Origin of the sequence: Microbacterium panaciterrae (genome assembly GCF_039541635.1) — a bacterium.
In the GTDB taxonomy this organism is placed as follows: Bacteria; Actinomycetota; Actinomycetes; order Actinomycetales; family Microbacteriaceae; genus Microbacterium; species Microbacterium panaciterrae.
The window spans coordinates 1-811 of sequence record NZ_BAABGP010000033.1 but is presented as its reverse complement, the minus strand read 5'-3'; the positions used below and the strand labels follow the sequence as shown (position 1 = coordinate 811).

Genomic DNA, 811 nt, shown 5'->3' with positions numbered 1-811 from the left:
GGTCATGTTGTTGAGGATGATTCGAATTTGATGGTTCACGGCATCCCAGATCCCGGTGGCCATGACCCAGGTGCCGGCGGGGGAAGCGTTCGGTGCGATGGCGCAGTCTGGTCCGGTGGTGCCGGTTTGGGGTTGGATGCAGAACCTGATCGTGCCGGCGACGTCTTCGAGGAGGAATCCGGATTGGGTGGTCCCGGATTGGGCCATGATCGTGAGTGTTCCGGTGCTGGTGGCGGGTTTGACCCAGGCGGACGCGGTGAAGCTCTTGGTCGTGTCGATCCCTGCTCCGGCACTGCCGGCGGGGGTGCTGACCGTGGTCGCGGGGGATGCTGTTCCGGTGAAGGAGAGCATGGGCACGTTGGTGGTGGTTTGGATCGTGCCGGTGGTCCAGGTCGTGCCGGTGCCGACGGTGAGGTTCTTCCGGCCGGTGGTGTCGGTCGCGGTGGAGATGTTGCTGTCAGGGATGACCGACGGGTAGGGGGATGTGAGGGTCTTCATCGGCCAACTGTGGAAACTCGCGGTTCCCGCGAGGGCGGCGGGGGTTCCGCCGTTGCCGGTGAGGGGGAGCGGGGTTGCGGGTGAGATGTTGCCGGCGGTGTCGTAAGACGCGACCCAGAGCACCGAGGTGTCATCGATCGGTGCGACCGTGAGGGTGGTCGTGGATGCGCACGCGAAGGTTGCTGTTCCTTGCTGGGTGGGGCAGGCGGGCAGCGCGCTCGTCAACGAGACAGGGACAGGGGCGGCCGCGGTGGGGCTGGTCGCTCCGGATCGGGAGATCCAGTACTCGTATCCGGCGACATCCGTCGCGCCC

At 66.1% G+C, this 811-nt stretch carries 1 protein-coding gene; it reads right to left on the bottom strand.

What is annotated here, in order from left to right; translation table 11 throughout:
- On the bottom strand, positions 1–811 hold an 811-nt coding region (locus ABD882_RS18620), incomplete at both ends, for a LamG-like jellyroll fold domain-containing protein (protein ID WP_345188985.1).